Origin of the sequence: Bradyrhizobium sp. SZCCHNR1043, from assembly GCF_032489675.1 — a bacterium.
In the GTDB taxonomy this organism is placed as follows: domain Bacteria; phylum Pseudomonadota; class Alphaproteobacteria; order Rhizobiales; family Xanthobacteraceae; genus Bradyrhizobium.
Genome location: NZ_JAUEYN010000007.1, coordinates 71861 through 96789, shown reverse-complemented (window position 1 = coordinate 96789; position 24929 = coordinate 71861). Strand labels below are relative to the sequence as shown.

General features: G+C 65.7%; 22 protein-coding genes. 12 read left to right on the top strand and 10 right to left on the bottom strand.

Annotation, left to right across the window (positions count from 1 at the left end; all coding sequences use genetic code 11):
- Nucleotides 1–102 precede the first annotated feature (102 nt).
- On the bottom strand, nucleotides 103–1077 hold the full coding sequence (locus tag QX039_RS13830) for a tripartite tricarboxylate transporter substrate binding protein (protein WP_315773292.1): 975 nt from the start codon (nucleotides 1075–1077) through the stop codon (nucleotides 103–105).
- A 111-nt stretch (nucleotides 1078–1188) separates the two neighbouring features.
- Between QX039_RS13830 and QX039_RS13825 the strand changes: the two genes are divergently transcribed.
- Nucleotides 1189–1599, top strand: a complete 411-nt coding sequence (locus QX039_RS13825; RefSeq protein WP_315773293.1) for a VOC family protein — start codon at nucleotides 1189–1191, stop codon at nucleotides 1597–1599.
- 18 nt (nucleotides 1600–1617) lie between these two features.
- Here the strand turns inward: QX039_RS13825 and QX039_RS13820 are convergent, their stop codons facing one another.
- Nucleotides 1618–2946, bottom strand: coding sequence for a DUF2330 domain-containing protein (locus QX039_RS13820; protein WP_315773295.1), 1329 nt, complete (start codon nucleotides 2944–2946; stop codon nucleotides 1618–1620).
- The gene (locus QX039_RS13815) at nucleotides 2943–3767 is read right to left on the bottom strand and encodes an RnfABCDGE type electron transport complex subunit D (protein WP_315773297.1); all 825 of its coding nucleotides are present in this window, start codon (nucleotides 3765–3767) and stop codon (nucleotides 2943–2945) included. Before QX039_RS13815 ends, QX039_RS13820 begins: the two co-directional genes overlap by 4 nt.
- Before the next feature lie 155 nt (nucleotides 3768–3922).
- Here QX039_RS13815 and QX039_RS13810 point away from each other — a divergent pair, with 155 nt between their 5' ends.
- On the top strand, nucleotides 3923–5497 hold the full coding sequence (locus QX039_RS13810; protein WP_315735498.1) for an AMP-binding protein: 1575 nt from the start codon (nucleotides 3923–3925) through the stop codon (nucleotides 5495–5497).
- 22 nt (nucleotides 5498–5519) lie between these two features.
- On the opposite strand, the gene QX039_RS13805 is transcribed toward QX039_RS13810, so the two are convergent.
- The 3 genes from QX039_RS13805 to QX039_RS13795 all read right to left on the bottom strand — a co-directional run bounded on the left by QX039_RS13805 (nucleotide 5520) and on the right by QX039_RS13795 (nucleotide 9615).
- A complete protein-coding gene (locus QX039_RS13805) occupies nucleotides 5520–6629 on the bottom strand; it encodes an HD-GYP domain-containing protein (RefSeq protein ID WP_315735500.1) in 1110 nt (369 codons plus the stop codon).
- Between the two features lie 218 nt (nucleotides 6630–6847).
- Nucleotides 6848–9130, bottom strand: a complete 2283-nt coding sequence (locus QX039_RS13800; RefSeq protein WP_315735502.1) for a xanthine dehydrogenase family protein molybdopterin-binding subunit — start codon at nucleotides 9128–9130, stop codon at nucleotides 6848–6850.
- Complete coding sequence (locus QX039_RS13795) at nucleotides 9127–9615, bottom strand: (2Fe-2S)-binding protein (protein WP_315735504.1); 489 nt, start codon at nucleotides 9613–9615, stop codon at nucleotides 9127–9129. Before QX039_RS13795 ends, QX039_RS13800 begins: the two co-directional genes overlap by 4 nt.
- Before the next feature lie 299 nt (nucleotides 9616–9914).
- Between QX039_RS13795 and QX039_RS13790 the strand changes: the two genes are divergently transcribed.
- Nucleotides 9915–10229 carry a hypothetical protein gene (locus QX039_RS13790; RefSeq protein WP_409998078.1) on the top strand — a complete coding sequence of 105 codons (315 nt, stop codon included), beginning with the start codon at nucleotides 9915–9917 and terminating at the stop codon, nucleotides 10227–10229.
- 32 nt (nucleotides 10230–10261) lie between these two features.
- Nucleotides 10262–10933: a dienelactone hydrolase family protein gene (locus QX039_RS13785; RefSeq protein WP_315735508.1), complete on the top strand. Its 672-nt coding sequence runs from the start codon at nucleotides 10262–10264 to the stop codon at nucleotides 10931–10933.
- A 161-nt stretch (nucleotides 10934–11094) separates the two neighbouring features.
- Here the strand turns inward: QX039_RS13785 and QX039_RS13780 are convergent, their stop codons facing one another.
- The 3 genes from QX039_RS13780 to QX039_RS13770 form a co-directional block, all read right to left on the bottom strand.
- On the bottom strand, nucleotides 11095–11811 hold the full coding sequence (locus tag QX039_RS13780) for a polysaccharide biosynthesis/export family protein (RefSeq protein ID WP_315735510.1): 717 nt from the start codon (nucleotides 11809–11811) through the stop codon (nucleotides 11095–11097).
- Nucleotides 11812–11993: 182 nt separating this feature from the next.
- A complete protein-coding gene (gene msrA, locus QX039_RS13775) occupies nucleotides 11994–12650 on the bottom strand; it encodes a peptide-methionine (S)-S-oxide reductase MsrA (RefSeq protein WP_315735512.1) in 657 nt (218 codons plus the stop codon).
- 184 nt (nucleotides 12651–12834) lie between these two features.
- Nucleotides 12835–13152 (bottom strand): hypothetical protein, encoded by a 318-nt coding sequence (locus tag QX039_RS13770; protein WP_315715027.1) that lies wholly within the window; start codon nucleotides 13150–13152, stop codon nucleotides 12835–12837.
- A 358-nt stretch (nucleotides 13153–13510) separates the two neighbouring features.
- Here QX039_RS13770 and rpsT point away from each other — a divergent pair, with 358 nt between their 5' ends.
- On the top strand, nucleotides 13511–13777 hold the full coding sequence (rpsT, locus tag QX039_RS13765; RefSeq protein WP_012047584.1) for a 30S ribosomal protein S20: 267 nt from the start codon (nucleotides 13511–13513) through the stop codon (nucleotides 13775–13777).
- Nucleotides 13778–14316: 539 nt separating this feature from the next.
- Here the strand turns inward: rpsT and QX039_RS13760 are convergent.
- Nucleotides 14317–14637, bottom strand: a complete 321-nt coding sequence (locus QX039_RS13760) for a hypothetical protein (protein ID WP_315735518.1) — start codon at nucleotides 14635–14637, stop codon at nucleotides 14317–14319.
- 489 nt (nucleotides 14638–15126) lie between these two features.
- On the opposite strand from QX039_RS13760, the gene dnaA reads away from it, so the two are divergent.
- From dnaA to QX039_RS13725, 7 genes are all read left to right on the top strand, one after another.
- The gene (dnaA, locus tag QX039_RS13755) at nucleotides 15127–16566 is read left to right on the top strand and encodes a chromosomal replication initiator protein DnaA (protein ID WP_315735520.1); all 1440 of its coding nucleotides are present in this window, start codon (nucleotides 15127–15129) and stop codon (nucleotides 16564–16566) included.
- 323 nt (nucleotides 16567–16889) lie between these two features.
- The gene (dnaN, locus tag QX039_RS13750; RefSeq protein WP_315735522.1) at nucleotides 16890–18008 is read left to right on the top strand and encodes a DNA polymerase III subunit beta; all 1119 of its coding nucleotides are present in this window, start codon (nucleotides 16890–16892) and stop codon (nucleotides 18006–18008) included.
- A gap of 69 nt (nucleotides 18009–18077) precedes the next feature.
- A complete protein-coding gene (locus tag QX039_RS13745) occupies nucleotides 18078–18365 on the top strand; it encodes a GIY-YIG nuclease family protein (protein ID WP_315773299.1) in 288 nt (95 codons plus the stop codon).
- Between the two features lie 62 nt (nucleotides 18366–18427).
- Nucleotides 18428–19564 (top strand): DNA replication/repair protein RecF, encoded by a 1137-nt coding sequence (gene recF / locus QX039_RS13740; RefSeq protein ID WP_315735526.1) that lies wholly within the window; start codon nucleotides 18428–18430, stop codon nucleotides 19562–19564.
- A gap of 541 nt (nucleotides 19565–20105) precedes the next feature.
- Nucleotides 20106–22541: a DNA topoisomerase (ATP-hydrolyzing) subunit B gene (gyrB, locus tag QX039_RS13735; protein ID WP_315735528.1), complete on the top strand. Its 2436-nt coding sequence runs from the start codon at nucleotides 20106–20108 to the stop codon at nucleotides 22539–22541.
- Nucleotides 22542–22714: 173 nt separating this feature from the next.
- Nucleotides 22715–24010: a UDP-N-acetylglucosamine 1-carboxyvinyltransferase gene (gene murA, locus QX039_RS13730; RefSeq protein ID WP_315715017.1), complete on the top strand. Its 1296-nt coding sequence runs from the start codon at nucleotides 22715–22717 to the stop codon at nucleotides 24008–24010.
- Nucleotides 24011–24189: 179 nt separating this feature from the next.
- Entirely contained in the window at nucleotides 24190–24669 is a 480-nt protein-coding gene (locus tag QX039_RS13725) for a DUF2867 domain-containing protein (RefSeq protein ID WP_315773301.1), read from the top strand.
- Nucleotides 24670–24929: the final 260 nt, after the last annotated feature.

Sequence of the window (24929 nt, the reverse complement as noted above, 5' to 3'; positions counted from 1 at the left end):
GCGCGGCGCGTCACCTTCAGCCCTCGACTCCCGTCTGGCGAGCCGGCGCCGCATCGAGAACATGTTGCGGCGGCCGACCAGCGATTGCGTCGCTTCGTCGTCCTATTCGACCTTCAGGCCGGCGAACTCGACGACCTTCTTCCACTTCTCGGTCTCGGCGACGATCTGGGCGCCAAACTGCTCCGGCGACTGGATCAGCGGCTCGCCGCCGAGGTCGACCAGACGCGCCTTGATCTCTGGCTCGGCCAGGATGACGTTGACCTGCTTGTTGAGCTTCTCGATGATCTCCTTGGGCGTGTTCTTCGGCGCGCCGATGCCGAACAGCGCGCTCGCCTCGTAGCCGGGCACGGTCTCGGCGACGGCCTGGACGTCCGGCAATTGCGGCGAACGCTGCTGGGTGGTGACGCCGAGCGCCCGCAACGAGCCAGAGCGGATGTGCTGGATGATGGAGGGCATGTTGTCGAAGATGACCTGCACCTGGCCGCCGAGCATGTCGGTGATTGCGGGCGCCGCGCCGCGATAGGGCACGTGCTGCATCTTGGTGCCGGTCATCGCCATGAACATCTCGCCCGACAGATGCACCGAGGTGCCGTTGCCGGACGAGGCCATGTTCACCTTGCCGGGGTTCTCCTTCAGGTAGGCGATGAACTCGGCGACGTTCTTGGCCCCGATGTCCTTGTTGACGGTCATCACGTTGGGGACTCGGTTGAGCGAGGCCACCGGCGCGATATCGCGAACGAAATTGAACTTCAGGTTGGTGTAGAGGCTCGCATTGATGTAGTTGGCCGGATTGACCAGCAGCACGGTGTGGCCGTCGGCCGCCGCGTTCACGACGGCATCGGTGCCGATATTATTGCCGGCGCCCGGCTTGTTCTCGACGATGAACTGCTGACCGAGCGCCTCGGACAGCCGCTGGCCGATCAGCCGCGCCAGGATGTCGGTCGCGCCACCCGGAGGATAACCCACCACGAAGCGGACCGGACGGGTGGGATAGTCGGCCGCGGACGCTTTGCCAACGGCAGCGATGGACGGAACGGCGGAGGCGATCAGACCAAGCGCGGTACGACGTGAAATCATGCGTTTCCTCAGGCATTATCGTTGAGCGGCGGCTAACGAGCCGCCGGGATCGACTGTAACAGAGTGCCGCGATGGCGGCGAGATCGATATCCAATCAGGAGGGAAGAGCCCATGCCGATCAAGGTCGATGCGCTCGATCATCTGGTCATCAATGTCGCCGACGTCGACCGCACGACGGCGTGGTACCAACAGGTGCTGGGCATGACGGTCCAGGTGTTCGATCCCGGACAAGGCAAGGTGAGGCGCACGTCGTTGCTGTTCGGGAACCAGAAGATCAACGTGCGACCGAAGGACGCGGACAAGGTCGACTGGTTCACGGCCGACCATGTGGCGGCCGGCAGCGACGACCTCTGTTTCCTCACCACCAGCACCCCAGACGAGGTGGTGGCGCATCTCACGGCGCTCGGCATCGCTGTCGAGGAAGGTCCGGTCGCCAAGCAGGGCGCACGCGGCACCCTGCGCTCGATATATTGCCGCGACCCCGACGGCAGCCTGATCGAGATCTCCTCGTATCAGGATTGAGCCGAGGCCGCCCTGAGGTCATTTCGTCACGGTCTCGCCGCTCTTGTCCATTTTCGCGACGATCTCGCTGCGCGACCATCCGGTCAGTTGCGCGAGATCCGTCGCCTGCGTGGCGAAACGTGCGGCGAGACTGTCCCGGTAGGTCTTCGCCGCGGCACAGGACGCCTCGCCGCGCCAGGGATGGTGCTGGACATAGCGGCCCTGAAAATTGCTGCGGTCCTTGGTCTCGGCGAAGACGATGTCCTCGGGGAAGGACTTCGCATCGTAGCGCACGTGCAGCCGGGTCACGAAGGCGTTGGCTCCGGCCGTGCCCCGGCGGAGGCTGAAGGCGGTGTCATCGTCGCTGCCGATCCAGCGCGCGCCGAGCTCGACCAGCTCCTTGTTGCTCATCGGATCGGCGGCGCAGGGATCGCACCACGCCATGTCCCAGGCATATTCGACGAACACCGCCTGCATGTTCTCGCGCGCGACGGCCCGCTCGAACAGGGCCTTGTAGAACGGCCCGAACTCGTCCTTCACATAGAGCGGGACATCGATATCGGATGGGATCTTCACCGTGCGATAATTGGCCGCCTCGATGCGGCCACTCCTGGTGAGTGCATAGATGATCAGGTCCTGCGGTCCCCTGGCGTTGACCGTGCCGAGCCGCAGCGGCACCATGAACTTGGGACTCTGGTACCGCACCTGCAACGGCCGCAGGGTGCCGTTGCCGATGTTCTTCATCCGCTCGACATTGACCTTGGCCACGAAGAACCGCATGCCCTGCCTGATATAGCTGCCGAGCACCGCGTCCGCGCCCTGCGGAATGCGATAATTGTTGTCGGTCAGCCAGCGCGTCAGCCCGTCGCTCTCCTGCGCCGACAGGATCAGCACGTCGTATTCGGCGATGTCGTAGCTGGCCTCGACGGTGACGCCATAGTTCCGCCGGGCCATCTCATAGACAGCGCCTGCCATCATCGGCGCCGCCGGCATCGCCCGCGCCGCAACGACGACCGGCGCACATGGATCGGCGTCATGATATTCGACCAGCCGCGGCGCGGTGTATTTGTCGAGATGGTCGATGGTCTTCGGCTCGACCACGCCGATCTGCTTGCGCTCGATGAAGGTCGGCACGGGGACGACGACCGCGAACTCCTTCACGTCGCCCTCGAAGTCGCTGGCCATCGTGATCGCAGTCTGCTCGCCATCGCGGGCGAGCACGACCTTCGATGACTGGTTGAACAGCTTCGCGTCGGCCTGGGCGACATAGAAGCCGCAAAACGCATTCGCCGGCGCCATCGCCGCGTTCGCCAGGATCGCGATGGCCGCGACGCCGGTGCGGAAGAGCTTGCTGTAACGCAGGATCATGTCGAACCTCCTTCGGGAACGGACGAACGCCAGGAAAAGCGGGTCTCAGGGACGAGGCGGTCGAGCAGCAGCGTGAGCGGCGACAGCGCGATCAGCGACACGTAGAGCGCCGGCCGCATCTGCAGGGCGAAGGTGAGGTAGTGCGCAGCGACCGCAACGCTCAGCGCGAACAGCAGCCGGCCGACGCGCGAGTCCGGCGAGGTGCGCGGGTCGGAGATCATGAAGAAAGTGAAGATCAGCAGCGAGCCGCTCTGCAGCTGGTGCAGCGGAATCGCGAGGGGATCGCCGAGCCAGGCGGCGCGCAGCAGCAGCAGCGCGGCATGGCTGGCGAAGAAATAGACTGCGATGTCGGCGCGCCGGGAGGCGCTGAGCACCAGGATCGCGAAGAAGCCGGCGAGGCTCGCGAACCAGATCTCCGTGCCCCATTGGCCGGGCGAGATCCACACGCCCTTGGAGTTGAACAGCAGCACCACGATCGCCAGCCCCGCCGGGTTGAACACGTGCTTGCCGTCGATGCGCAGCACGAATTTCGAGCCGATCGCGATCATTGCCGCTGCCGCATGCAGCCACAGTGCATCGGCGCGCAACAGCAGGCTGAGCGACAGGCCGGTGATCAATGGTGACTTGAGATCGAGCGGGGCGCCGGAGATGCGGCAGCAGGCCGCCTGCGTGAGCAGCGCCGCCGCGACCGCGATCACGCTCGCTGCGGGACGCGTGCCGAAATCGATCACGGCGAAATTGATCGCGAGCAACGTCGCCAATGCCGCGATCTGGAAATAGCGGGCATCGGGCAGCCGCCATGATCGTGGCTCGGCCTGCATGCAAACCTCCGGGCGTGTCTTGCCGCGCCATTGGTCGCCCGCGAACGGAGACGGGTTCAATCCCGATTTGATCGCAGCGACGCAAGGTGGCAGAAGATGACGACGAGAACGAAGCGGCCGGAGACAGGCCGTACTCAAGAACGACGGGAGCGAAGATGAAGGGAACGACGATGGCAGCGGGCACCGTGACGCCGTTCGACGGCATGGACGTGCCCTGGCTGTTGAAGCTGCGCAGCGAGACCCGGCGCGACCATCCGTTCCTGATCTCCGCGCCGTTCGATGCACCGGCGCGCCGCTGGACCTACGGCGCGTTTCACGAACGTGTCGGCGCCTTGGCGGCCGGTCTGGTCAAGCGCGGCGTCAAGCCTGGCGATGCCGTGCTGATCCATCTCGACAATTGCATCGAGGCGATGCTTGCCTGGTTTGCCTGCGTCGAGCTGGGCGCGCTCGCCGTCACCACCAACACGCGCTCGGCGGCCGCCGAGATGAGCTACTTCGCCGACCATTGCCGTGCGGTGGCCGCGATCACCCAGCCGGCCTATGCCGAGATGATCTCGGCGCATTGCCGCGATCTCAAGTGGATGGCCGTGATCTCGCACGATCCGGGTCAGGCGGAGGCGTCGGACGTCGGGCGAGGCGAGCGCTTCGAATCCCTGTTTGCCGACAGCGCCGACCGACCGCGCCGTCCGGCCGATCCGCTGGCGCCATGCAGCGTGCAATATACCTCGGGCACGACGTCTCGGCCGAAGGCGGTGCTGTGGACGCATGCCAACGCGCTGTGGGGCGCCAAGGTCAACGCCGTCCATGAGGACCTGCATCAGGGCGACGTGCACCAGACCTATTTGCCGCTGTTCCACACCAACGCGCTGGCCTACTCGATGCTGGCAACGCTCTGGGTCGGCGCGACCTGCGTGATTCAGCCGCGCTTCTCGGCGAGCCGGTTCTGGAGCGTGGCGCTCGAGCATGGCTGCACCTGGACCTCGACCATTCCGTTCTGCATGAAGGCGCTGCTCGACCAGGAGGTGCCGAAGCATCACAAATTCCGGCTGTGGGGTACGGCGATGTCCGAGCCGCCCGCCTTCGCCAAGTTTGGCATCAAGATCATCGGCTGGTGGGGCATGACCGAGACCATCACCCACGGCATCGTCGGCGAGGTCGACCAGCCGAACACGCCGATGTCGATCGGCCGCGCCGCGCCGGAATACACCATCCGCATCACCGACGATGACGGCCGGCCGACCGAAGTCGGCGCCACCGGCAATCTCGCCATCAAGGGCGTGCCCGGCCTGTCGCTGTTTGCGGAGTATCTCTACAATGAGGAGGCGACGCGGACGAGCTACGATGCCGACGGCTTCTTCCTCACCGGCGACCGCGTCACGCGGCTGGAAAACGGCGTCATCAAGTTCGGCGACCGCACCAAGGACATGCTCAAGGTCGGTGGCGAGAACGTCGCGGCGTCCGAGATCGAGCAGGTGATCATCACCGTGCCCGGCGTGCGCGAGACCGCCGTCGTCGCCAAGAAGCATCCGATGCTGGACGAGGTGCCGGTTGCGTTCGTCATCCCGCAAGCCGGGGTCGCGCGCGAGGAGCTAGCCGAGAAGGTGCTGGCCGCCTGCCGCGCCGGCCTCGCCGACTTCAAGGTGCCGCGCGAGGTGAAGCTGGTCGACGAGATGCCGCGCTCGACCCTGGAGAAGGTCGCAAAGGCCGAGCTGCGCAAGTTGCTGGATTGAACCGAGGTTGCGACACGCGGTCCTAATGCGCGCCCATCGCGACCGGGCGAAACGCCTGCAGCAGCTGCTGGTCGAGCTTCGGGCCCATGTTCTCCATGATCTGAAACGCGCGCGCATGCGTGAAGGCCGGTCGATAGGCGCGGTGCTCGATCAGCGCGGCGTAGATGTCGACGATCGTGGTGAGGCGCACGATGTCGCTGATCTGCTCGTTGTGCAGCGCGTCGGGATAGCCGGAGCCGTCGAGGAACTCGTGGTGATGCAGGATCACGTCGAGCATCTCCGGCGGGAAGCCGCCCTGCCGCCACAGCGCCTCGTAGCCGCGGCGCGGATGCTGGCGCAGCAGCGCGATCTCCTCCGCCGTCAGCTTGCCCTGCTTGTCGAGGACGGCGACCGGAATGAACGCCTTGCCGACGTCGTGCAGCAGCGCCGCGCGGACCAGCCGGCGCTGATCGTCGTCGCGCATGCCCAGATGAATCGAGAAGCCGACCGCGAGGCCGGTCACGAACAGGCAATGCCGATAGGTGTCGTTGTGATGGCAGCCGACCACGGTCATCCACTCGCGCAGCGAGGAGTGCTTGATCGCCTTCAGGATCTTGTTCTCGGCCGCGACGATGTCCTCCATCGTCAACTGGACGCCGGCGGGCAGCTTCTCGAAGATCTTGACCATGACGGCCTGCGCCGCCTCGACGCCGCGATTGAGCAGCTTGCCGCGATCGGTCTCGTCATAGCCGTCGTCGGCGGGAAGCGCCGAGCGAATGCGCTGCAGCACGTCGGCGGGGCTGAACGGACGCGCAATGGTGTCGGTGGCGCCCAGCGCCCATGCCTGCATGGTGGCATGGTGCAGCGCCTCGGCGAGCACGAACAGGCGGGGCACCTCGCTATAGGCGCGCGACGAGAGCTTCTTGCGCACCCGCTGCACGCTCTCCGGCGAGCGCAGGTTGATGTCGACGATGACGCCGGAGAAGCGGTTGCCGGGGTTCTCGGGGATCTCGGTGGTCGGCATCATGTCGACATCGCCGACCGAGCGCAGGATGCGCGCCAGCTCGCTGCTCTGGTCACCGCGATCCGACGCGAGCAGGAGATGGCGCCTGGTCGCGGTCTGGGTCACGGTCTGCTTGGCTGTCGCGCTCATACGTGCTCGCCCCCTGCGGTTTGCTGCCCATGCAAGTTACCGGCATACGGGTTCGTCGCGGCTTAAGCCGATCATTCAAGCTGTATCGTTTCAGGTGAGCGAGACGTTAAGGGAATCGTTCAAATCGTGCGGCGCGGGGATGTGACTGCGGCGCAAAAAGCAACCGCCGGAGACGAGCTCCGGCGGTTCCCAGATACAGCGATGGTCTCGCGACGACGCTACGCCTTCATCGCCGCCTTGACCGCTGCGGCGGTGATCGGCAGCGAGCGCAGCCGCGCGCCGCAGGCGTTGTAGATGGCGTTGCCGAGCGCCGGCGCGACCACGGTCACCGCGGGCTCGCCGACGCCGGTCGCCTTCTCCCCATTGGCGATCACGGCGATCGCGACCTCCGGCACCTGGCTCATCCTCAGCGGCGTGTAGCTGTCGAAGTTGGTCTGCTCGATGCCGCCGTCCTTCAAGGTCGCCTTCTCGTACATCGCGAGCGACAAGCCCCACAGCGCCGCGCCCTCGACCTGGGCGCGGATGTTGTCGGGATGGACCTGCGTGCCGACGTCGGTCGCCACCGTGAGCTTCTTCACCGTGACCGCCCCCGAAGGGGCAACCGCGACATGGGCGACGCACGCCGTCCAGCTCGCGGTGGCGCGCTCCTGCGACGACACGCAGGACACGCCCATGCCTTCGCCCGGCGGCAGCTTCTTGGCGCCGTAGCCGGACAGGCCCATCGCCGCCAGCAGCGTGTTGCGCAGCCGCTGCGCGCCGCCGTCGTTCTTGCCCTTGCCGTCGAGCAGCGCGATGCGGAACTGCGCCGGGTCCTGCCCCGAGGCCACCGCGATCTCGTCGATCATGCTCTCGACCGCCCAGAACGTCCAACCCGGCGCCACCGAGCGCAATTGCCCGGACGGCGTCGCATTGTGGGCGAGCTCGTTCTTGATCGCGCGCACATGGTGGTTGGGCACCGTGTAGAAGAAGTCGGCGCCGTTGACCGTGAAGGAGTCGAGCGGCCCCTTCTTGTCGACCGAGGGCGACAGGAAGTCGGGGATGCCCCAGCGCGCCGTCGGCCACGCCGAGACGACGTCATGGCTCAGGGCGATGAGCTTGCCATTGCTGTCGAGGCCCACCTTGACCTTCTGGTAGGTGAGCGGCCGCGAGTAGTCCATCGTCATGTCGTTTTCGCGAGAATAGATCACCTTGACCGGCTTGCCCACGGCCTTGGCCGCCTGCACCGCCGGCACCATCATGTCGGCATCGAGCCTGCGGCCGAAGCCGCCGCCGAGCCAGGCCTGGTGCATCACGACGAACTTCGGATCGATCCCGGCGGCACCTGCCGCGATCGCGCCGGAGCGGGTCGCGAACTGATTGCCGGAGTAGATGTGCAGGATGTCGCCCTTGAACTCGGCGGTCGCGTTCATCGGCTCCAGCGGAGCATGGATGTTGATGCTGGTGGTGTACTCCGCCTCCAGCACCTTGGCCGCGCCCGACAAAGCCGCCGTGGCATCGCCGTCCTTGACGAAGAACTGCCCGGCGTCATCCTGCGCCTGCAGCCGCATCGCCTCGGTGATGATGGTGTCGGTGCTGACATTGGCATACGGGCCCTTGTCGTAGCTGATCTTGAGCGCGTCCGCCGCCTTTCTGGCGTTGGCATAGGTATTGGCGACCGCGACCACCCAGCCCGAGGTCGAGCCGGTCTTGTCGTCGAGCGTCACTGCCTTGATGAAGCCCGGCACCTTCTTGGCTTCGGAGTCGTCGACCGCTGTGACAGTGGCGCCGAAGCGCACCGGCGGGGTGACGACCTTGCCGTAGACCATGCCCGGCAGCATCGTATCGATGCCATATTTCGCCGTGCCGTTGGTCTTGGAGGGGATGTCGAGCTGTGGCACCGAGACGCCGATCATCGTGTACTGATCGGGCGTCTTGAGAGTCAGCGCCTTCAATTCGTCCGGCGTGAAGCTCTTGGTGATCTTGCCGCTCTTGACGATCTCGGCATAGGTCATCTGCTTCTTGGTCTTCGGATGCATCACGACCGAGTCGCGCACGACGAGCTCCGTTGCCGGCACGCCCATCGCTGCTGCCGCTGCTTCCGTGAGCGCGATGCGGCCCGCGGCGCCCGCCCGGCTCATCGCGTCGAAGTTCATCATCGTGCTCCAGCTGCCGCCGGTGATCTGGGCGCCGAGCACGGGATCGTTGAACTTCGGATCGTTGGAGGCGAGTTGGACCCGCATGTCCTTCCAGGCGGCGCCGAGCTCCTCGCAGACGATCTGCGCCATGGTCGACGCAATGTGCTGGCCCATGTCGGCCTTGCCGCAGGTCACGGTCACGATGCCATCCGGCGCAATCGCGTACCACACGCTGGGCTCGAAGTTCGCAGGTGCCGCTGCTGCGAGCGCGTGATCAGGCAGCCCGGCATAGCCGAGCACGAGGCCGGTGGCGGCGGTGCCGACCAGGAAGGAGCGGCGGCTGAGATCGGTGGCCATCGTCGGCGATGCTTTCACATGCTGGTTCATGTCGCCCTCCGGTCGCTCGTGTTGGACGCGGTGCGCATCTCGGACGCGGCGCGCTGGATCGCCTTCTGGATCCGCGAATAGGTCATGCAGCGGCAGAGATTGCCGTCCATATGCGCGACGATCTCCTCCTTGGTCGGGCTCGTGGTCTTGGCGAGCAGCGAGGCCGCCTGCATGATCTGGCCGGACTGGCAGTAGCCGCATTGCGGCACCTGCTCGGCGATCCACGCCTTCTGCAACGGATGATCGCCCTTCTGCGACAGCCCCTCGATGGTGGTGATCTTCTTGTTCGCGACGTCGCCGACCATGGTCTGGCACGAGCGCACGGCCTCGCCGTTGACATGAACGGTGCAGGCTCCGCACAGCCCGGCGCCGCAGCCGAACTTGGTGCCGGTCATCTGCAACTGCTCGCGGATGACCCATAGCAGCGGCGTGTCATGCGCCGCGTCGACGGACATGGTCCGCCCGTTGATGGTGAGATTGGGCATTTGGTTTCTTCCCCGCCCGGCGTGCGACTTCGCTTAGGGCGAAGTTCGGTTTTATCGATTCGCTGGGACCCACCGGATAGATGCCAGCCATCATAAGAATGATCGCGTTGCCACGACGACGCAACGGGATTTGACCGCCGGCTTGCGAATTGAATTGGCATTTTACGTTGTGCAGCGCGAACGATGCTGGGCTGATGGCGCCGGGCACGCTAGGAAGAGGTGCAGCCAACGCCGACAGCGAAAGGAGATTTCAGCCCATGAGACCATCCGCACGTATGACGCTGTGCCTGGCTGCGGCCATGCTGCCGAGCCTGTCGGCCGTTCCCCCTGCCGCGGCAGGGCAGACGCTGGGCGTCGCCGACGCGCCTTTCACGGCGACGTCATCCAACGTCACGCCGCTTGCCTTCGGCATGGATGTCGGTGAGACATCGCGCGTGCTGGAGCAGCCGTTGATCTATCTGAACGGCACGCCCGGCAACGAGGCCTTTCTGGCACTGCGCAATCTCGGCGGCAGCGGACTGGTCTCGCACCATCACCGCCTCTACCTGAAGTTCCGCAGGGGACGGCTGACCGGCTGGAAAGAGGACTACGGCACCAACTGGATGTGGCGCTGACACGCGCCTGACGACCGCAAAGAGGACAGAACGTGGGACAAGACATCAAGCTGACGGCATCTGATGGCTTCCAGCTCGGCGCCTACCGCGCCGATCCGACCGGAACTGCAAAGGGCGCGCTGGTCGTCATCCAGGAGATCTTCGGTGTCAACCATCACATCCGCAACGTCTGCGACCGCCTCGCCGCCGAGGGTTACGTTGCGATCGCGCCGGCGATCTTCGACCGCGTCGAGCCCGGCTTCACCTCAGGCTATTCGCCCGACGAGATCGCGGTCGCGCGCAAGTTCGTCGCCAATCCGGATTGGGCGGCCTTTTTGCGCGACACCCAGGCCGCAATCGACGTCGTGAAGAATGTCGGGCCGGTCGGCATCATCGGCTTCTGCCTCGGCGGCAGCATCGCCTATGCGGCTGCGACCAAGCTGTCGGGCCTCCGCGCCGCCGTCGGCTATTATGGCGGCGCTGTCGCGCGGTTCGCCGACGACAAGCCGACGGTGCCGACTCAGCTGCATTTCGGCGAGAAGGACGCGGGCATTCCCTTAAGCGACGTCGAGACCATCAAGGCCAAGCGGCCGGACGTCGAGATCTTCATCTACCCCGGCGCCCAGCACGGCTTCGGCTGTGACGAGCGCGCCAGCTACGACCAGCCGAGCGCTGACCTCGCCTGGACGCGCAGCCTGGCGTTCTTTGCCCAGCATCTGCGCTGATCACCGCACCACCGTCATTGCGAGGAGCGAAGCGACGAAGCAATCCAGAGCGTCGCGTGCGACTCTGGATTGCTTCGCCTCGCTCGCAACGATGAAAGAAGAGGGGGGCGCATCGTTCTGCGCCACGCGTCATCGCGAGCGTGCAGCGATTCCTATGGAGGTCAGAACCAGCGCTCGCCGACCTGGATGGTGTCGCCCGGCTTGAGCGAGGTCCCGAGCGGCACCTCGTAGCGCGCGGCGCCGGAGGCATCGGTGTGGGTCAGGGTGACGACGTCGCGCCGCGCCCGCGGCGAGAAGCCGCCGGCAATCGCGATCGCGCTCTCGACCGTCATGTTGGGAACGTAAGGATACTGGCCGGGCGCCTGCACCTCGCCGAGGATGAAGAACGGGCGATAGGCTTCGATCTCGACCGCCACCGAGGGCTCGCGGATGTAGCCGTTGCGCAGCTTGGCGGTGATCTCGGCGGCGAGGCCGGCGGTGGTGCGGCCGCGCGCCGGCACGCTGCCGATCAGCGGCATCGTGATCGATCCGGACGCATCAATCGCATAGGTGTTGGTCAGACCCTCCTGGCCGTAGACGACGACGCGCAGCTTGTCGCCGGCATCGAGATGATAGGCGGAGTCGCGGCGCGTCGGCGCATAGCCGGCGGGAACGACATAGGCGTCTGCGCGGGTGGCGGCAGCGAACGAGTTGCGCAATGTAGGGATCGCTCCACCCTGCCCGGTGGCGGCAACCGGGCCAGTGGAAGGCGTTCCATAGGCCATCGCGTCGAGATCGCTCTGCGGCTGGACGGCAGCGACGGGGGAGATCGTCTGCATGCAGCCCGACAACAGGATCGCGGACAGGACGGTAATGACCGGAACAAACAACGCGCGCACTCGAACAATCCTTGAATGAGGATGTGCGCTAGTCATGCGCGGTTAAGGTTAACAAACCGTTGGCGCGTGTAGTCCCCCCGTCGCAAACGGGCCGCGGTGAAAGCGGCCCGGAAAAAAATCCACCTCCCACGGCGTGGGAGAGGGATCCGATGTTCACGGTGATCGGGCGCGCTCGGCCCGGCCTATGCGCTCACGCCGACACCGATCGGGCACGCGACGCCAGTGCCGCCGAGGCCGCAATATCCGGCCGGATTCTTGGCCAGGTACTGCTGGTGATAATCCTCGGCGAAATAGAACGGCCCCGCCGGGACGATCTCGGTCGTAATCGCTCCGAGCCCCTTGGCGCGCAGCGCCGACTCGTAGGCCGCCTTCGACGCCTCGGCCGCCTCGCGCTGCGCATCGCTGAACGTGTAGATCGCTGAGCGATATTGCGTGCCGACGTCGTTGCCCTGACGCATGCCCTGGGTCGGGTCGTGGCTCTCCCAAAACGTCTTCAAGAGGCGCTCGTAGGACATGATCTTGGGATCGAACACCACCAGCACGACCTCCGTATGCGCCGTCTGCCCCGAGCACACCTCCTCGTAGGTCGGGTTCGGCGTATGGCCTCCGGCATAGCCGACGGCGGTGACGTGGATGCCGTCACCGAGCTGCCAGAACTTGCGCTCCGCGCCCCAGAAGCAGCCGAGCCCGAACACGGCCTGCTCGAGGCCGTCCGGATAGGGCGGCAACAGGCGGCGACCGTTGACGAAATGCGTCGCGGCGGTCGGGATCGGCAGGGCGCGGCCGGGCAGCGCCTCGGCGGCAGACGGCATGGCAGGGGCTTTGCGCATGAAGAACATGGGATGTCTCCGCTCATGGCCAGCGCCCGCGGGACGGCCCACGGCGCGATGACCTCTTGTCAGGGGAATATATAGGGCTCTACGGGACGAGCAGTAGCGCCGTTACGCCGCGCCAGCGGTTCCCGCGTCACGCTCCGAGCGGAATCCAGTACTGCTGCCGGCGCGGCGAGACGAACCGCCGCGCTCAGTCGCGTCCATAGCCGATCAGCGGCTTGCGCGGCCGGAACAGCAGCATCAGCAGGATTCCGAGCAGGCCAAGCACCGCAAACACCGGCTGGTCCAAAAACACCTTGACGATCCACTCCCACAAGAACGGGGCCTTGGCCTCGATCCAGGCCTTGAAGGCGGCTTGGCTCGCCTGGTGGACGTCGTTCCAGAGCTGGCCGAACCGGGTGAACTGCAGGGTCTGGTCGGCCACCCAGCGCGCGCCGTCATAGACCAGGAAGATGAAGCTTCCGGCCAGCAGCAACAGCCCCACCAGACGGAAAAAACCGCGGATCATGCCTCACCTGCCCTCTCTCGCACGCCCTCTCGGGCAGCAAGGCCATAGCGGGGGCCCCGCAGAAATTCAACCTCGTCAGGGGCTTAGAACCGGGTTTTGGCCGATTCCAGCCGCGGCGGGGCGCTCCGAGACCGTTGACGCTCGCCAGGCCTGCCCCTATAAGGTCGCCAATGGCGGTGGGCGCAATCCCGCCGCCGCTGTTCTTTGAGCAGCGCCGATCCGCCGAGCAACTGCTCCGGTCATGGCATTCTCAGAGAGGCGTCCGAACAACCCACCGCGTCGATGGGGCCGCGTCAAGCGGGCCGCGCGCGTACCCGCAAGAGCGGCGACTGCTCGCCGCCGAAGGATATTTGAGAGCATGGCCAACACGACTTCCGCGAAGAAAGCGACGCGCAAGATTGCCCGCCGCACCATCATCAACAAGTCGCGCCGCACCCAGATGCGCGGCGCGGTTCGCTCCGTCGAGGACGCGATCAAGAAGGGCGACCGCGAGGCTGCGCTGAAGGCGATGGCCAACGCCGAGCCGCAGCTGATGCGCGCCGCGCAGCGCAACATCATTCACAAGAACAACGCGAGCCGCAAAGTGTCGCGGCTCACGCATCAGATCGCCAAGCTCGCGAAGTGACGCGATCGCGCGGCTGACGAACTATCAAGATGCAAACAGCCCGGCTCGCGCCGGGCTTTTCTTTTGTGCCGTCTTCAATTGCGCGTTCCGCTGTCGCGCATTCCTCCATCGCTCGCCGCGCCTTCTCCATTTGATGGTCACATCTTGATGGTGATATCGCATCGCGAATACGATCTTCGCGCGTGGTGGAACCCGCGCGATATCGTGCGCGCCTGACACAGGTTCCGTCGGAACTACGTGAAGTTCCGTATTTTTACGCAGTGACAATATTGTCTCATCTGAAACAGCTGCGAATCTGCGCGCCGCGCTTGCGCATCGCTGTCAAGAGCGCGCGATGCGCCGCTCACTTTGCGCACCGCGCATCGCGGGAGTTACCCGCTTCGAGCAATCGCGAAAAACATCGTTTCGAAAATGACTTAAGTGCATAGCGCGACCAAGTGATTGGAAAAGCGGGTGAGGCCGGTCGAAACATAAAAAAATTATGAAGAAATTTTGGGCAGACGATGTTGTTTGTCACATCCGAGATTCCTCGCGATGATTCAAAACGTTGCTTTCTTAACGCGCAACACCGCGTCGCAACCGCCGCGAAGACTCGTAACGCGTGCTCCGATCTTATGGATTGCGAGTCCCGACGCATCGTGTATTTCTTTAATCACTCGCGGCGCCCACGATCTTGAGACCAGCGCGGTTTTAGAAACGGGGCGGACGTGCAAATCGGCGGCGGTGTGCGCGTTGGCGACGCTTTCCAAAGCGATGGCCGGATCTGTACCCATAGCAATATGGGGAGCGACTGAACTTTGTCGAAATTTCTCGGGCGCAGCATCATCGTTGCGCCGCTTTGAACAAGAGAAATACGACATCGGTCGACCCGGCTGAAGCTCGTGGCGGCTTCGCTCACCGAGTGGACAAGTTGGACGGGATGTACGGCGGTGCGGCTGAATCTTGGGGTTCAGGCGCGGCGGCATTGGGATGACAACTTGCCGTGAGCAATCACGGCAGGGCGGGGAGGTTGCATGTTTTACGGACACATTGCGGGCACACACCATAGGCTGGTTCCGGATAACGCACCCTTGGCGGTCAACACTGAAGTGATCGACATCTCCAGCCCGGCCATTGCCAGCACGGCAATCGGCCCTCCCGCGTCCATCGCGCATCTGAGTATGCGCTGACCTCGCGGAGAAGCTTCTTCCACCAGCATTGATGGCCCGACGGCGTCCGCGCCGAACGGCGAGCCATGTCTGGAGTTGAGCCACCGCTCGAGGTCTCGCTGCGGCACACGTGTCCTTTCACGGGACGTCTGCCCGGCGATCACACGACACCACCACTCAATTCGAAAAGTTGCGACTGCCATGACAAATTCGGAACAGGATCGCTGGTCTCGCGTGAAGGGGCGGCTGCGCTCGACCGTCGGCGAGGACGTCTATACGAGCTGGTTTGCCCGCATGGACCTCGAGGCCGTTCAGAACGAAAGCGTCCATCTGTCGGTGCCGACGCGTTTCCTGAAGAGCTGGATCCAGGCGCATTATGCCGAGCGCGTGCTGTCGTGCTGGCAGGCCGAGATGCCGGAGGTGCATCGCATCGATCTGTCTGTTCGCACCGCAATGCGCTGCGCGACGCCGGTCAAGGAAGCCCCCGTCGCCGTCGAAGCCCGCCGGGCCGAGCGCAACGACAACAGGCCGGCGACGAGCGCCGACACGCGAACTGCGTCGGCTGCGGCTTCGCTCGCCACGAGCCATGACGCGCTCGGCGGCTCGCCGCTCGATCCGCGGCTGACCTTCGCGAGCTTCGTCGTCGGCCGCGCCAACACGCTGGCCCATGCCGCAGCGCGCCAGGTCGCGGACGGCCGCCGCGGCGACCCCGTGATGTTCAACCCACTCTACATTCATGCCGGCGTCGGGCTGGGCAAGACGCATCTGCTGCAGGCCGTCACCTGGGCCGGCAATGCCGGCGGCGAGCGCAAGGTGCTGTACCTCACCGCCGAGAAATTCATGTACGGCTTCGTCGCGGCGCTGAAATCGCAGACCGCGCTGGCCTTCAAGGAAGCGCTGCGCGGCATCGACGTGCTCGTGATCGACGACCTGCAGTTCCTGCAGGGAAAATCGACCCAGGCCGAGTTCTGCCACACGCTGAACGCGCTGATCGACGCGGGGCGTCAGGTGGTGATCGCCGCCGACCGGCCGCCGTCCGACCTCGAAAGCCTCGATGATCGCGTCCGCTCGCGGCTTGCCGGCGGCCTCGTCGTGGAGATGGGCTCGCTCGGCGAGGATCTGCGCCTCGGCATTCTCAAATCGCGCGTCGCCGCGGCCCGCGCGCATCATGCGAGCTTCGACGTGCCGGAGCCGGTGCTCGACTATCTCGCCCGCTCCATCACCCATAACGGCCGCGATCTCGAAGGCGCGATCAACCGCCTGCTGGCGCATTCCAAGCTCAACAACCAGCCGGTCACGCTCGACATGGCCGAGCGCGAGGTGCGCGACCTGGTGCGGCCGCAGGAACCGAAGCGCATCAAGATCGAGGACATCCAGCGCGTCGTGGCGCGGCAGTACAACGTCAGCCGCTCCGACCTGTTGTCGTCGCGCCGCACCGCCAACGTGGTGCGTCCGCGCCAGGTCGCGATGTACCTCGCCAAGACGCTGACCCTGCGCTCGCTGCCCGAGATCGGCCGCCGCTTCGGTGGACGCGATCACACCACCGTGCTGCATGCGGTGCGCAAGATCGAAGCGCTGGTCGGCAAGGACATCGCGCTGAACGACGAGGTCGAGTCGCTCAAGCGCCAGTTGCAGGACTAGACGGCACGCACGGCCAGGGGAGCGGACAGAAGGTTCGCCCCCAGCCGGGCCGTTGTCCCGGCCCTTCGACGCTGTCCTCGGACGTCATGCTCGGACGTCGTTCTCGGACCCGGCCTGCGGATCGCGGAAGCACCTGCCGAAACGTGGGAAATCGGCCCGCCATCCCTTGCGCTCGGGCCTCATCCGCGCCACTTTACGCCTCCCCCTCACGCTCCTGGACGCTGGCCAAGCGCCGTTCGGGCGCGAGGTGCCATCGGCCGCGGCGCTGCTCAGCCCGCCGGCATTCCAGGACAAGCTCAGTTGGAACGGGCGGGTATAGTGCAATGAAGGTGACCGTCGAACGCGCACAGCTCCTGAAGTCGCTGGGCCACGTCCATCGTGTGGTCGAGCGGCGCAACACCATCCCGATCCTGGGTAACGTGCTGGTCCGCGCCGAGAATGCCCGGCTGTCGCTGCGCGCGACCGATCTCGATCTCGAAGTGACGGAAACCCTGGCCGCCGAGACTGCCACCGCGGGCTCAACCACCGTTCCGGCGCACATGTTCTACGACATCGTCCGCAAGCTGCCGGACGGCTCGCAGATCGTGCTGGAGAGCGACGGCGAGCGCGCAGTGCTCGCGATCCGCGCCGGCCGCTCCAAGTTCACCTTGCAGACCCTGCCGGAGAGCGACTTCCCGGATCTCGCCGCGGGCGACATGACGCATGCGTTCGGGGTTCCCGCCAAGGACGTCAAGAGCCTGATCGACCGCACGCAGTTCGCGATCTCCACCGAGGAGACGCGCTATTACCTGAACGGCATCTATCTGCACGCCGGCGGCACCGCCAAGCAGCCGACCCTGCGCGCGGTTGCAACCGACGGCCACCGCCTCGCCCAGGTCGACCTGCCCCAGCCTGCCGGCGCCGCCGAGATGCCGGGCGTGATCGTGCCGCGCAAGACCGTCGGCGAAGTGCAGCGGCTGATCGAGGACAATGACAGCGAGATCAGGATCGAGCTGTCGCAAGGCAAGATCCGCTTCACGCTGGGACAGGTGGTGCTGACCTCGAAGCTGATCGACGGCACCTTCCCGGACTATGGCCGGGTCATTCCGCAGAACAACGACAAGGAGCTGGTCGTCGACAAGGCCGATTTCGCCGCCGCCGTCGACCGCGTCTCCACCATTTCCTCCGAGCGCGGCCGCGCCGTGAAGCTCGCCCTCTCCCCCGGCAAGCTGGTGCTCTCCGTCACCAACCCGGATTCCGGCAGCGCGACCGAAGAGCTCGAGGTCGAGTACGCCTCGGACGCGCTCGATATCGGCTTCAACTCGCGCTATCTGCTCGACATCGCCGCGCAGATCGAGGGCGAGGTCGCCGTGCTCCGGCTCGCCGATCCGGGCTCGCCGACGCTGATCCAGGACCGCGACAACCGCAACGCGCTGTATGTGCTGATGCCGATGCGGGTGTGAGGCGAGACTGCTGCGAGATCGAGTTTAACCCGTCATGGCCGGGCTTGACCCGGCCATCCATCCTTACAAATGGCCTACTGGGTTTACACTCTCGCGAGCAAGCCGGGCGGCACGCTGTATGTCGGCGTGACCAATGATCTCGTCCGGCGCGTCTATGAGCACCGCGAAGGTCTCGCCGAGAGCTTTACGCGCCGCTATGGCATCAAGCGCCTCGTCTACTTCGAGACGCATGAAACAATCGCGGCGGCGCGGCAGCGTGAGAAGAATATCAAGCACTGGTCGCGTGAATGGAAGATCGACCTGATCGTCGCGAGCAATCCTGACTGGCGCGATCTATATGATGAAATAGTCCGCTGACGCGGACGATGGATTGCCGGGTCAAGCCCGGCAATGACGAATCAAGGTCCCAGCTCCTCCCGATGACCCCCTCCCGCATCAACCGCCTCGCGCTGACGCATTTTCGCAGCTATCGCGCTGCCAGCGTCAGCGTGCAGGCGGACATGGTCGCGCTGGTCGGGGCCAACGGCGCCGGCAAGACCAATTGCCTGGAGGCGATCTCGTTCTTCGCGCCGGGCCGCGGCCTGCGCCGCGCCACCCTGGAGGACGTCGCCGACAACCAGGGCGACGGGTCGTGGGCGGTCTCGGCGGAGGTCGAGGGCGCGCTGGGGCTGACGACCTTCGGCACTGGCATCGAGCCGCCGCGCAGCGATGCGAACACCACGCGCCGCTGCCGCATCGACCGCGAGCCGGTCGGCTCGGCGGCCGCCTTCGGCGACCACATCCGCATGGTGTGGCTGACGCCGGCGATGGACGGCCTGTTCATGGGCGCGGCATCGGAGCGACGGCGCTTCTTCGACCGCCTGGTGCTGGCGATCGACAGCGCGCATTCGAGCCGGGTGTCGGCGCTGGAGCGCTCGTTGCGCTCGCGCAACCGGCTGCTCGAGGTGCGCAATTTCGACGACCATTGGTGTGACGCCATCGAGCGCGAGACTGCGGAGCTCGCGGTCGCCGTCGCTGCCAGCCGCGGCCAGACCGCGGTGAAGCTCGCTGCGATGCTGCGTCAGCGCGGTGCTGCCTCCGCGTTCCCGTCCGCCGAGATTGCGCTCGACGGCTGGATGGAGAATGCGCTGCTGACCGAACCCGCGCTCGCGGTGGAGGACCGCTATCGCGCTGTCCTGCGCGACAATCGCGCGCGCGATGCCGCCGCCGGCCGCACGCTCGACGGCCCGCATCTGACCGATCTCCATGTCGTCTATGCGCCGAAGAACATGCCGGCGCGCGACGCGTCGACCGGCGAGCAGAAGGCGCTGCTGATCGGCCTCATCCTTGCGCATGCGACGCTGGTGGCCGAGACCACCGGCATCGTGCCGATGCTGCTGCTCGACGAGATCGTCGCCCATCTCGATCCCGGCCGCCGCACCGCTTTGTTCGCCGAGCTGGGCACGCTCGGTGCCCAGGTATGGCTGACCGGCGCCGATCCCGCGGCGTTTGCCGAACTACGCGAGCTCGGCGAGATCTTCGACGTCGAGGCGGGGCGGATCAGCGCGCGGCGGTAACTCGCTCCGCCGCTGAACCTGTCAGTTCGCCGGTTCAAGGAGCTGTCGTTGGACGGCAGGCACCTGCCGGCGCCCAAGCGCTCGGCGACGAGCCCCACATCCCTGCCGAGAGCCAGAGCGATGCCCGTGCTCGGCAAGGTCGGCGACTGAAGATCGCCCGGCGGCCCGCCGTGAGCGACACGCTGGAGCTCGCCGCCGGCGTGCCTCGGGCCTGATGGTTGGCCCGGGTGGCACCGCCCTGCCGCTCCCGCTCTACTGAGGAGGCGCCTGCCGCGTCACGCGTGACTCGTGCCTTGAATCGCACGCGAAAGCGCCCCGCTGCACGCCTCAAAACCAGCCGCGAGAAGGGCCAGAATCCGGCTTTCGGAGGGGACGAAAACGACCCTCGCCAGGCCTTGAAAAACCGTTAAAAAGCGCTATCTCTTCAATGTCTTACGACGGGCCACTTTGCGCTAGGCGCGTGGCTTCTTTCGTGAGAGAAAGAGCGCTCTCGGCATGCGATCTGCAATGCCGATTCGACCACCCCTTCCGAAGGCCCCACATGACCGAACCCGCCCGGCAAACCATCGCCGACAACGAGCCTGCAACCGCGAACGAGTACGGCGCAGAATCGATCCGGGTGTTGAAGGGCCTGGATGCCGTGCGCAAGCGCCCGGGCATGTATATCGGCGACACCGATGACGGCTCCGGCCTGCATCACATGGTCTACGAGGTCGTCGACAACGCGATCGACGAGGCGCTGGCTGGTCACGCCACTGCGGTCGAGGTGGTGCTCAATCCGGACAATTCGGTCACCGTGCGCGACGACGGCCGCGGCATTCCGGTCGACATCCACAAGGGCGAAGGCGTGTCCGCCGCCGAGGTCATCATGACCCAGCTGCATGCCGGCGGAAAGTTCGACCAGAACTCCTACAAGGTGTCCGGCGGTCTGCACGGCGTCGGCGTCTCCGTGGTCAACGCGCTGTCGAGCAAGCTGCAGCTGCGGGTCTGGCGCGACAACAAGGAGCATCTCATCGAGTTCGCCCATGGCGACGCGATTGCGCCGCTGAAGGTGGTCGGCGAGGCCAAGGGCAAGCGCGGCACCGAGGTGACGTTCCTCGCCTCGACGGAGACGTTCAAGAACGTCGAATACGACTACGCCACGCTCGAGCATCGCCTGCGCGAGCTCGCCTTCCTGAATTCCGGCGTCAACATCGTGCTCTCCGACATGCGCCACGCGGTCGAGAAGCGCGAAGAGATGCGCTACGACGGCGGCGTGGAGGAGTTCGTCAAATATCTCGACCGCAACAAGAAGGCGATCGTCCCGGCACCGATCATGGTGCGCTCGGAGGTCAACGGCATCACCGTGGAAGCGGCGCTGTGGTGGAACGACAGCTATCATGAGAACGTGCTGTGCTTCACCAACAACATTCCGCAGCGTGACGGCGGCACGCATCTCGCCGGTTTCCGCGGCGCGCTGACGCGCCAGGTCAACGGCTACGCCGAGGCCAATGCGAAGAAGGAAAAGATCGCGCTGACCGGCGACGACTGTCGCGAGGGTCTCACCGCCGTTCTTTCCGTGAAGGTGCCGGATCCGAAATTCTCGTCGCAGACCAAGGACAAGCTGGTGTCCTCGGAGGTGCGGCCCGTGGTCGAGAACGTGTTGAACGAGGCGCTCGCCGCCTGGTTCGAGGAGCATCCGGGCGAGGCCAAGACCATCGTCGGCAAGGTGATCCAGGCCGCGGCGGCACGCGAGGCCGCGCGCAAGGCGCGCGAGCTGACCCGCAAGAGCCCGCTCAGCGTCTCCTCGCTGCCCGGCAAGCTCGCCGACTGCCAGGAGAAGGATCCGGCCAAGTCGGAGCTGTTCATCGTCGAGGGCGACTCGGCCGGCGGCAGCGCCAAGCAGGGCCGCAACCGCGAGTTCCAGGCGGTGCTGCCGCTGCGCGGCAAGATCCTCAATGTCGAGCGCGTGCGCCCGGACAAGATGCTGTCGAGCGAGCAGATCGGCACCCTGATCACCGCGCTCGGCACCGGAATCAGCGACGAGTTCTCGATCGATAAGCTGCGCTATCACAAGATCATCGTGATGACGGACGCCGACGTCGACGGCGCCCACATCCGCACGCTGCTGCTGACCTTCTTCTACCGCCAGATGCGCGAGATCATCGATCGCGGCCACCTCTACATCGCCCAGCCGCCGCTCTACAAAGTGACGCGCGGCAAGTCCGAGCAGTACCTGAAGGACGAGCGCGCGCTCGAGGACTATTTGATCGGTACCGGCCTTGACGATTGCGTGTTCAAGACGGCGGAAGGCGAGGAGCGCAAGGGCCGCGACCTCCTGGCGCTGGTCGAGGAAGCGCGTCTCGTCCGCAACATCCTGCGCAACCTGCACACGCGCTACGACCGCAAGGTCGTCGAGCAGGCCGCGATCGCCGGCGTGCTGCGCCCCGACATCACCCGCGATATCCCGACGGCGGACGCCGCGGCCGCCTACATCGCAAAACGGCTCGACGTGCTGGCCGACGAGGTCGAGCGCGGCTGGATCGGCCACTTCGTCGAGGGCCAGGGCTTCACCTTCGAGCGCACCGTGCGGGGCGTCAAGGACGTCGCAGTCATCGACGACGCATTGCTCGCGTCCGTCGATGCCCGCAAGCTGGACGAATATGCGGCCCGCCTGCAGGAGGCCTATGCGAAGCCCGGCGCCTTGCGCCGTGGCGACGTCCAGACCGTGATCCATGGCCCGGTCGATTTGTTCGAGGCGGTCACCGATGCCGGCCGCAAGGGCATCAACATGCAGCGTTACAAGGGCCTCGGCGAGATGAACCCGCAACAGCTCTGGGAGACCACGCTCGACACCGACGCGCGCACCCTGCTGCAGGTGAAGGTCAAGGAGGTCGACGAGGCCGACGACATCTTCACCAAGCTGATGGGCGACGTGGTCGAGCCGCGCCGCGAGTTCATCCAGGACAACTCGCTTTCGGCGAACGTGGACGTGTAGTCGCGACGTCCAGCCCGAGGATACCGCGCACTGGCGCGATAGACGACCAGGCGTACCCTGAGTCTGCGGAGCAGTGGCCTGCCCGTCCCTTCCGTGTTAATTCCGTTGAAGATCGATGTTCCGCTTTCGCCGGTCCCCGGGCGAATCACCATCTCAGAACGGACTTTTCGCGCATGGCGCCCATTCAGTACATCGTCGAGGGGGGTCACCGGCTCAAGGGCGCGATCGAGCCGTCCGGCAACAAGAACGCCGCCCTGCCGATCATCGCCGCCGCGCTGCTGACCGAGCATCCGGTCACGCTCGACAACGTGCCTCGCATCCGCGACACCGAGACGCTGGTCGAGCTGGTGCGCTCGGTCGGCGCCTCCGCCGAATGGCGCGGCCGGAACAGGCTCACGATCCATGCCAAGGAGATCCGCGCCGCGGACCTCGATCCGGACCTCTGCGCGCGCATCCGCGCGTCGATCCTGCTGGCAGGGCCCCTGCTCGCCCGCTGCGGCGAAGTGGCGCTGCCGCCGCCAGGCGGCGACGTCATCGGCCGCCGCCGCCTCGACACGCATTTCCTCGCCTTCGAGCAGCTCGGCGCCACCGTCACCGCGACCGACAAGATCGAGCTGCGCGCCTCCGGCCTCAAGGGCGCCGACGTCTTCCTCGACGAGCCCAGTGTCACCGCGACCGAGAACGCGCTGGTGGCCGCGGTGGCCGCCCACGGCACGACTTACTTGCGCAACGCCGCCTCCGAGCCGCACGTTCAGGACCTTGCGCATTTCCTGGTCGCGCTCGGGGCCAACATCGAGGGCATCGGCACCAACACGATGGTGATCCATGGCGCCAGCACGCTGGGCCAGGCGAGCTACTCGATCCAGCCCGATCACATCGAGGTCGGCTCGCTGATCGGCCTTGCCGCCGTGACGCGCTCTCCCTTACGCATCGTGCGCGCCGGCACCGAGCATCTGCGCTCGATCCGCATGGGCTTCGAGCGGCTCGGCATCGTCTGCGAGGTTGCCGGCGACGACCTCATCGTGCCCTCGGAGCAGACGCTGCGGATCAAGGACGATTTCGGCGGCCACGTGCCGAAGCTGGAGGACCAGCCCTGGCCGGCCTTTCCCGCCGACCTGATGTCGATCGCACTCGTCACCGCCACGCAATGCGAGGGCGTGATCCTGATGTTCGAGAAGATGTTCGAGTCGCGGATGTTCTTCGTCGACAAGCTGATCTCGATGGGCGCGCGCATCGTGCTGTGCGACCCGCACCGCGCCATCGTCGCCGGCCCGAGCCGCCTGCGCGGCGCCCGCGTCGTCTCCCCCGACATCCGCGCCGGCATGGCCATGCTGCTGGCCGCGCTGTGCGCCGAGGGGACCTCGTATATCGACAATGCCGACCAGATCGAGCGCGGCTACGAGCGCATCGACGAGCGGCTGAACGCGCTCGGCGCCAAGATCACGCGCGTGCCGGAACGCGGGCGGTAGCGCCATTCACGCAGCATTTCTCCGACGTCGTTGCGAGTGAGGCGCGAAGCGAAGCAATGACGAATGACCGGCCGTAGCGCTATGCCATTCGCGCGCTGGCTTCGCGAACATGAGCGTGCGATGATGCTCCGCATCGCGCACAGCGCGGGCACAACCGTGACATGTGAGGCTCACTGCACATGGCCATCAGCGAGATCACTCCCAACATCGACCGTACCAGATGGCTCGCGGGCGCAGAGTTCGCCGATGCCTTTCGCATCACGATTGACGAGCCGGACATCGATGCCCGCACGGCGGCCGAGCGCATGCTCGGCCACGCGCCTCGGTGGATGGCGGCGCTCCTGAAGCTCCGCAACCTGCTGGTCAGGCCCTTCGGTCTGAAGACCTCGGGCGCGGACCCAGACAACCCACGTCCTCTGATCGGGATGTTTCCGGTCGTCGACGAAACGCCGGCACGGCTCGTGCTCGGCTTCGACGACAAGCATCTGGACTTTCGCGTCCTGGTCGACGTCTCCTCTCATCGCGCAACGTCGCAGGTGACAGCGACCACTTTGGTGCAGACCCACAACGTTCTCGGCCGCGTCTATCTCACCGTCATCAAGCCGTTTCACCGCCTCGTCGTGAAAGCGATGCTCCGGCAGGTCGCGCCGCCCGCCTGATCTCGCGCAAGCGTTTCACTCACTCCCCGCCGCCATTGCGAGGGCACAGCGAAGCAATCCGGAGCTCCGCGGAGGCAATCTGACTGGCCTCGCTGCGCTCGCAATGACGGTGAACACATCGAACTGCGGAGCTATCAGCCAAGCCGCGATTTCATTATTCACGCTTTTCCGAATTTTACGCTTGCTTTTATTCCGAAAGTCAGAAATACTGCACCCATCCCGTCCTCATGAGAGGGGCGCTTCGCGATCGTCACGGACGT